Here is a 7,868-nt window from a genome sequence, read left to right as displayed (position 1 = left end):
CGAGGTTATACGGGGGTATTTATTTTTAAAATATTTATGTTAGAATCTTAACTATGGAAAAAGAAGAAAGACAAAAAGTTGCTGATCAAATAATGTCTGTTCATGGTAATGCTCGAGGCGACTTGCTTTTGAGTACCATTTCCTATATCAAACAAAGAGAAGGAGATAATGGGTTAAAAGATGTAGAAAATGAGCTAAAGAGATTGGGTTATCCAATTGATTTTAATAATATAGAACGATTGAAGTGGTACCCTAAAAGTGTAAATATTTTGATTTATTTCTTATGTACAGAAATATTTAAATGGGGGAAAGAAGACATTTTTGAATTAGGGAGGGCGGCTGTAAAATTAGCCCTAATAACAAGAGTTATTGCAAAATATTTCATTTCGGTAGAGAAAATGTTTGAGCAGGCTCCTTCTAATTGGGATAAATATGTTGATTTTGGGTCTGCTGAAACAGTCGAAGTTAATAACGAAAAAAGATACGGGATCGTTAGGATACATGGATATAATTTTCATCCGGTAGGATGTTATTATTTAGAAGGATTTTTTATTGGGATGCTTGATTTTGTTGTTCAAGGTAAAAAAGAAATCGAAGAAACTAAATGTGTTCATAAGGGTGATTCTTACCATGAGTTTATTTTAAGATGGTAATTCAATACAGTTTTATTATATGATTAAAAATTTTTCAAAATGGCTGTTAATAGCCACTCTAATTTTTATAACAGCCTTTTTAGCTTTTGCGGTAACTGTATCAGCTTCTGAAGGAGAGGTCGAGCTTCATTTCTTTTGGGCTAAAGGCTGTCCTTTCTGTGAAGAACAAAAAGTATTTTTAGAAGATTTAAGGGATAAATATCCGGATCTTAGAATTAATGATTACTCGATTAGTGAGCAATCAAGCATTGATCTCTTAACGGGTTTTATTGAGAAAAACCCAGACGCAGAAAGATATCTGGGTAGCGTGCCAATGACTTTTATCGGGAATAACTTTTTTGTTGGTTTTAACCAGGAAATTGGTCAGAGAATTGAAAATGCAGTTATTAGAGAGTTATCAGGAAATGATAATAGTAAAGAAGAGGATTCTTTTTCCCTTCCGATTATTGGTGATATTAATGTGCAAGATTGGTCTTTAGGGGCCCTTGCTATAACAATAGGAATAATAGACGGATTTAATGTTTGTTCATTAGGGGCTTTGGTTTTAATATTATCCCTAGTATTCACTCTTAAATCAAGAAAAATGATTCTGCTTTTCGGCGGATTATTTATTTTAATAACAGTGGTTGTTTACGGTCTGTTGGTCTTTATGTGGCACCAGCTTTTTTCTGTTCTCGGTCCTCATTTACTGGCGATGAGGGTGTTTATTGGACTTGCTTCATTTTTAGGCGGAATTTATTTTATTAAACAGTTTCTTAAATTTAGAAAAGAGGGTCCAGTTTGTGAGAGTGCGGAAAACAAGATAATATCAAATGCGACTAAAAAGATAGAGGAGTCTTTTAAAAGTAAAAAGGGGATTTTGTCCCTTTTAGGCGGAGTTATTGTTTTCGCAACAATAGTTACTATAGTTGAATTTCCTTGTTCGGCCGTTTTCCCAGTGATATTTGCGGGAATTCTATCTCAAGCTGATTTATCATTAGGAATGTCGTTATTCTACATAGGCATGTACCTTTTCTTTTATATGCTTGATGAATTGGTTATCTTTTTAGTCGCAGTATTTACTCAAAAGATCTGGATAACATCCGGTCCATTTATGACTATAATTAGTATTATTGGTGCTGCGATATTATTCTACCTTTCTTTTTACTATTTATTTGTTTTATAGTTTCTAGATTGTTTCCATGACTTCTTTTATAATTCTCATTCTTGGACCATCAAGATCTTGAGCTGTCATTCTACGAGATACGAAAAGCGCATTTAGCGGTTTAGTCTCTCTTCTTTTGTATCTCTTGGGAAAGGTATACTCTAGGTCTCTTTCTAGAATAAATATCTCGAGGTCTTTTAGTCTTTTAATTTTTTCTTTATTTGAAATATTTTTCTTTATAAAATTAATACCTTTCATTTTTTGAAGCGATGGTGAGTATAGTGCATCACCATCTAGCATAATAGCGCAGGGAATATTAAAGATATTACAGAGTTTAGCATAGAGATCAACTGTTCCTTTACCTCCGGTATAAACTACTTTTATGTCTTTTTCCTTTTGATAAAAACGGTCCAATATCTCTTGCATAAATATTTTATCAGATATGCCTTCTACGAGGAGAACTTTGTCTGAAAATAGCATACTTGAATTGTCGTCATTTATTTCTTGAATAAAGCGATCTGCATTTATATTAGAGCTATTAAGTCCGTGTATAACCGTGCTCTCATTTTTATTCTTTGAAATTCTCCATACATATTGAAGGCAGCTTGCTTGAATAAATGTTGGGTGATGGGTGGTTAGGAAAATCTGTTTTTGTAAGTCTTTTTCCTTAAGAATAAAAAGAAGTTTTTTAATTATTGAGGGATGAAGATGAAGCTCGGGCTCATCAATGAGTATAATATTGTATTCTGGATGAAAGAAGTAAAAAAGTATTACAAAAAGGCGCTTGAATCCTTCTCCTATTCTTCTTAGGGGTCGATGTTTTTTTTCTTCAGCATGAACGCTTAAAACGAAAAGCTCTTCACTAATTTCAACATCTTTAAAATAATCTCTAAGCGTTAAAGAAAATTCCCTGTATTTTTTGGGATAATTTTGTGCAAAATATTTTAATTCTTGAGGTATCAGTCCGTATATCAATGATGCATCTCCAATTCGTACGAAATGTTTTTTTAGCTTTAATATGGTCTCGCTTTGATCATTAAACGGGGGTCCAAAATATTCTAGTGCATATTCTTGACCGTCTTTTTCTATAGTAATTTTCATTGAAGCCTTTCGGTCTGCAAAACGTTCTTTATCTAAACTTTGATCAAAGAAAATATTAATTGCATCAAGAACATTTGTTTTACCTGCATTATTTGGACCAACTAATATGTGAAGATTAGAGAAATTATTAATTAATATCGGATCTTCAATACTCTTATATCGATTTACCTCTAATTGTTTAATTCGCATAGATAAGAATGATTTAATAATGTTATATATTATAGATTATAATTTCTATTTCAAAGAAAGTCTAATTTATGTTAATATTAATTAAATTAAATCATTAAAATATGAAAAATAAAATAACAATAATTGGGGCAGGGTTTGTAGGTAGTACAACTGCTTATAGTTTAATTGCCGCCAATATCACCGAAGAAATAGCAATAATAGATATTAATAAGAAACTAGCTATTTCTCAAGTTATGGATCTTCAGCACTCAGTCCCTTTCTGGGGTTACACAAAGGTGAAGGTGGGTAGTTATAAAGATGTATCAGATAGTAAGATAGTAATTATTTGTTGTGGGGCAAAACAAAAGCCAGGAGAGAGTAGGCTAGATTTGGTTAAGAAAAATTCGGCTATAATTGAAGATGTAGCAGTTCAAGTTTTTAAAAACAATCCAAATGTCATTGTTTTAATGGTAACAAATCCAGTTGATGTTTTAACTTATCTTACAATCAAGAAATTTCCTAAGAATAAAAAAAGAATAATTGGAACCGGTACCATTCTCGATTCGGCTCGTTTCAGGTTTCTATTAGGTCAATATTTAAATGTTAATCCTCAAAGTGTCCATGCTTATATAGTAGGGGAACATGGAGATAGCGAAGTTCCTCTTTGGAGCACAGCGAGCATTGGAAATACATTAGTTAGGAAATTTAAACAAATATCACCAGAAATTAAAAAAGATATTTTTCAGAAAGCTAAAAATGCAGCCTATGCAATAATTGAGGGAAAGCAAGCGACCTATTATGCTATAGCAGCTGGAACGACCCAGATTGTTGAGAGTATATTATTTGATAAAAAACGTGTTCTTCCAATATCCTATTATCTTGAAGGAGAGTATGGAATTAAAGATGTTTGCTTGAGCTTGCCAGTTGTCTTGGGTAGAGATGGGGTAATAGAAAGATTGGAAATAGACATTGATGCTGAAGAAAAGAGGCTTTTAAAAGAATCGGCAAGAAAGATTAAAAAGGTTGCAAATTCTTTAAGTGAATAATCTTTTTAACAAGAAAGGAGAAATGGAGGATAAGAGTTATTAAGAAAGAATCGATTCTTTTTTAAACGAACTTACAAAATACGCTAAACTACTTAATGTTAGCGGAAACAAATTATAAAGAGCGCCTTAATCATATTGTCCTCAGTAATTATTGGTATTTATAATTATATGAGAAGTAAAATAATATTTAAAACTATGAAAAAATATTCTCTACCCGAATTAAATTATTCTTATACCGATTTAGATCCCTATATATCTGAAGAACAACTACAGATACATCACCAAAAACACCATCAAGCTTACGTCTCTGGAGCCAACTTGATTTTAGAAAAAATCAATAAATCAAGAATAGATGGAGTTGAAATTGATATAAAATCAACCCTTAAGTCATTAGCTTTTAACATCGGTGGTCATTCTCTCCACTCTCTTTTTTGGGAGAACATTATGCCTGCTGGAGAAGGGGATCCTAAACCAAGCGGGAAGTTAAAAGAAATGATTGAAAATGATTTTGGCAGTTTTGATAATTTCAAGAAAGAATTCTCTGCGTCATCTTTGTCAGTTGAGGGGTCAGGATGGTCTGCATTAATATATGATAAAGAAATTGATCAATTACTTATTATGCAGATTGAGAAACATGGCAATAATACTTATCCGGGCGCTAAGATATTGATGGTGCTTGATCTATTTGAGCACGCTTATTATTTAGATTATAAAAATGAAAGGGCAAAATTTATTGACTCATTTTGGAAGATAGTAAATTGGGAGGTAGTTAGTAAAAGATTAAATAAATAATTATGATAAAAAGTTTTAATTTTAAGATTTTTATCATATCTTTGTTTATTATTTTTGGCTCAGCTTTCTTTTTCTTTTCAATAGTCTGGAATATTTTGTTTTTCTTAATAGCCATTTCTTTTTATCTTGCCTGGACATCCGCCGATACCAAGATTAAAAGGACTAACGTTGCTTTTGTTTTTAGTCTTAATCTTTTCTTAAATATCCTATGGAGTCTTTTGTCTTTCGAAATGCAAGATCCCTATTTATCATTTTTTAATTTAATCACGCTTTGGTTCTCAATAGTTATGATGATTGTAGTTATTGCAAAGATTAACAGACTCGCAGCTTATCTTTTAATTCCTTATCTTATCTGGGTCAGTTTCGTTGGAGTGTCAAATTATATTTCAATAATCAATGCTCTTGCATTGTCTCATTTGTTTTTTACAGGGGCTTTTTTATTGACCTAATATTGTAACTTGATAAGAGTTATTTATTTTAGTTGGTATCATTTCTACGCTTTTAATTGTTTTACCTTTAATGACTACCTTCAATATAGCTGCGCTTGTTGTTTCTTCTGAGAAATATTGGTCAAAGATAAAATTACCAAGACTATAGGCAATCCATCCATCCTTGTATTCCACTAAAGGCTGAAGAACGTGGGGATGGTGGCCAATTATTAGATTAGCCCCACTATCTATTGCGGCTTCTGCCATGGTTACTTGTTCATTGCTTGGTTTTTTTTGATATTCTTCGCCAAAATGAAATGAAACTATTAGAAAATCAACTTTATTTTTTGCACTAGCTACTTCATTTCTTAATTTATCAATTCGATGGATATCTATCCAAGCAATTCCTGGAGAATTACTAGTTGCTTCCCATGAGGGAGAGCCAAGAGAAGTATATCCTAAAAAGCCTATCTTTGTTCCTTTTAATTCTTTGATAGTGGGGGAGTAGGCTTCATCCTTGGAATATCCACCACCGGTATATAGTATCTCGGCCTCTTTTAGTCTCGAAAGAGAATCACTAAAGGCTTTTCCTGTGTAGTCAAAGCTATGATTGTTTGCTACTGAAACAATATTAAATCCTGAATAAATTAACCCTTCCATTGATTTAGGATCAGCCCTAAATGAATAAATACTTCCGACATTATGACCCTTATCCGAGATTACACTTTCTAAATTGCCAAAGACAACATCTGCTTCATTGAGGAAATCAGCTACTTGAAGAAATGGCCACCTCCAATCATTATTTCTTTTTATATAATATTCTACACCTCGATTAAGCATTATATCTCCAACGAAAAGAAGAATGATTTCTTCTTTTTCTATCTCTACTTGCTCAATTTCACTTTTTTCTAATCTATTAGGAGCGATGGCTAAAGTGGAAAGAATGATTATTAATAATAAAAGGTATCTCATATTATTTTTATACTTTAAAGGCTTGATTTAAAAAAGTTATCAGCCCTACATTGAGCATCAAATCCTTCGCCTTGTATAAACAAAAAGGACCGTCTTTTTAAAAGCGGTCCTCTTTTTGAAATTATTTTTTTACTTCCTCGGCAATTTTGGTAAAAACATCTGGATTACTTTCGGCTAGTTGAGATAATACTTTTCTGTCTAATTCAATGTTTTTACTTTTTAGCTTGTGGATAAAGCTACTATAACTCATTCCTTCTTTTTGGCAAGCCGATCCAATTCTTATCTGCCAAAGTTTTCTGAACTCTCTCTTTTTTGCTTTCCTATCTCTGAATGCATATGTCCAAGCATGAGCTAAAGCTTCTTTAGCTTGCTTAAATTTAGACTTTCTTCCCCAGCGGAATCCTTTTACGTGCTGAAGTATGTTTTTTCTTTTTTTGTGGGCTGATTTACCCCTCTTGACTCTAGCCATATTTTTATTTTAACAAACTTTTAATTTTCTTGGCATCTACCTTTAGAAGCTCAATCCACTTTTTGTTTTGCCTTGTTTGCTTTCCATCATTTTTGCAAAGATAATGATTGGTTCCAACAGCTCTTCTTAAAACTTTTCCGTTTTTGGTAATTTTGAACCTTTTTGTTATTGATTTTCTTGTTTTTTTCATAACTATTTATCAATTTTTGCGATTACTAACATCAAGCCTCTACCTTCTTGCTTAAGCTCTCTTTCTACTTTGAAAGGAACTTCTTTTTCTAATATTTCTAAAAAAGATGTTATCTTTTCTTTTGCAAAGTCGGCTAAGCTTTTTTGACGACCTCGCAATGGTAACTCTATCCTTACTTTGTTCCCTTTATTTAGAAATTTTACTGCGGACCTTGCTTTGACCTCCATGTCATGTGAAGATATTCCGAACTTTAATCTAATTCCCTTAAATTCACTACTTGCACTTTTAACATGCTTTTCCTTTTCTTTCTTTTTTTCCCAGTAAACAAATTTACCGTAATCAGTGATCCTGCAAACCGGTGGATCGACTTTTTCCGTAACCTGAACTAGGTCAAGTCCTCTTTTGCGAGCTATATCTACTGCCTCAAAAAGGGGAAAGACTCCCATTTGTTTACCATCGTTATCAACGACTCTAACTTTGGAAGCTCTTATTTGATTATTGATCGGTACTTTTTTTATATTACTTTTAATTACTTACTAATGTGGAGATGGCGGGGGTCGAACCCGCGTCCAAAGAATGTTTCATAAACGATTCTACAAGCTTAGACTGATTTGTTTTAGGTATAGAAAGTGAAAAATCAAGTCAAAACCTTTTTACACCCGATCTTAGTAGTTTTTGGAATTTTCTCTTAAGATCGAAAGAAAAAATACCTATCTCGATTTTTATGACACCCACCCGTTCTTATCGAGAATCAGAGGGGCAGATGACGCTATGCGTATGCTAGCGCAGGTTTTCTATTGAATAAGTTTGCACTTATTGGTTTTCTCGAAGTTTAACGAGCTGTCGAGAATCCTCGGCTTGCCTCGGTTACGCTACATCTCTGTCGAATCCGTAGCATCCCCATG

At 32.8% G+C, this 7,868-nt stretch carries 10 protein-coding genes and 1 other RNA gene; 5 read left to right on the top strand and 6 right to left on the bottom strand.

Going from position 1 to position 7,868, the window contains the following annotated elements; translation table 11 throughout:
- Positions 1-53 precede the first annotated feature (53 nt).
- Together KY054_01595 and KY054_01590 are read left to right on the top strand one after the other, a co-directional pair.
- A complete protein-coding gene (locus KY054_01595; protein ID MBZ1356451.1) occupies positions 54-653 on the top strand; it encodes a 4-vinyl reductase in 600 nt (199 codons plus the stop codon).
- A 19-nt stretch (positions 654-672) separates the two neighbouring features.
- On the top strand, positions 673-1,818 hold the full coding sequence (locus KY054_01590; protein ID MBZ1356450.1) for a hypothetical protein: 1,146 nt from the start codon (positions 673-675) through the stop codon (positions 1,816-1,818).
- 3 nt (positions 1,819-1,821) lie between these two features.
- Here KY054_01590 and KY054_01585 read toward each other — a convergent pair whose 3' ends face one another.
- The gene (locus KY054_01585; protein ID MBZ1356449.1) at positions 1,822-3,087 is read right to left on the bottom strand and encodes an AAA family ATPase; all 1,266 of its coding nucleotides are present in this window, start codon (positions 3,085-3,087) and stop codon (positions 1,822-1,824) included.
- 101 nt (positions 3,088-3,188) lie between these two features.
- Here KY054_01585 and KY054_01580 point away from each other — a divergent pair, with 101 nt between their 5' ends.
- The 3 genes from KY054_01580 to KY054_01570 all read left to right on the top strand — a co-directional run bounded on the left by KY054_01580 (position 3,189) and on the right by KY054_01570 (position 5,353).
- Positions 3,189-4,112 carry an L-lactate dehydrogenase gene (locus KY054_01580; protein MBZ1356448.1) on the top strand — a complete coding sequence of 308 codons (924 nt, stop codon included), beginning with the start codon at positions 3,189-3,191 and terminating at the stop codon, positions 4,110-4,112.
- Between the two features lie 168 nt (positions 4,113-4,280).
- On the top strand, positions 4,281-4,904 hold the full coding sequence (locus KY054_01575) for a superoxide dismutase (protein MBZ1356447.1): 624 nt from the start codon (positions 4,281-4,283) through the stop codon (positions 4,902-4,904).
- Between the two features lie 2 nt (positions 4,905-4,906).
- Positions 4,907-5,353 carry a tryptophan-rich sensory protein gene (locus KY054_01570; protein ID MBZ1356446.1) on the top strand — a complete coding sequence of 149 codons (447 nt, stop codon included), beginning with the start codon at positions 4,907-4,909 and terminating at the stop codon, positions 5,351-5,353.
- On the opposite strand, the gene KY054_01565 is transcribed toward KY054_01570, so the two are convergent.
- The 5 genes from KY054_01565 to ssrA all read right to left on the bottom strand — a co-directional run bounded on the left by KY054_01565 (position 5,342) and on the right by ssrA (position 7,865).
- The gene (locus KY054_01565) at positions 5,342-6,304 is read right to left on the bottom strand and encodes a CapA family protein (GenBank protein ID MBZ1356445.1); all 963 of its coding nucleotides are present in this window, start codon (positions 6,302-6,304) and stop codon (positions 5,342-5,344) included. The two genes, KY054_01570 and KY054_01565, sit on opposite strands and share 12 nt — an antisense overlap.
- 121 nt (positions 6,305-6,425) lie before the next feature.
- Positions 6,426-6,773, bottom strand: a complete 348-nt coding sequence (gene rplT / locus KY054_01560; GenBank protein MBZ1356444.1) for a 50S ribosomal protein L20 — start codon at positions 6,771-6,773, stop codon at positions 6,426-6,428.
- 4 nt (positions 6,774-6,777) lie between these two features.
- Positions 6,778-6,963 carry a 50S ribosomal protein L35 gene (locus KY054_01555; GenBank protein MBZ1356443.1) on the bottom strand — a complete coding sequence of 62 codons (186 nt, stop codon included), beginning with the start codon at positions 6,961-6,963 and terminating at the stop codon, positions 6,778-6,780.
- Positions 6,964-6,965: 2 nt separating this feature from the next.
- Positions 6,966-7,493, bottom strand: coding sequence for a translation initiation factor IF-3 (infC, locus tag KY054_01550; GenBank protein MBZ1356442.1), 528 nt, complete (start codon positions 7,491-7,493; stop codon positions 6,966-6,968).
- Between the two features lie 9 nt (positions 7,494-7,502).
- Positions 7,503-7,865, bottom strand: a transfer-messenger RNA (tmRNA) gene (ssrA, locus tag KY054_01545).
- Positions 7,866-7,868: the final 3 nt, after the last annotated feature.

It is taken from the genome of Candidatus Nealsonbacteria bacterium, from assembly GCA_019923605.1.
Classification (GTDB): Bacteria; Patescibacteriota; Minisyncoccia; order Minisyncoccales; family CSSED10-335; genus JAHXGM01.
The sequence above is the reverse complement of the archived record's forward strand: the minus strand, read 5'-3'. Positions and strand labels throughout refer to the sequence as shown.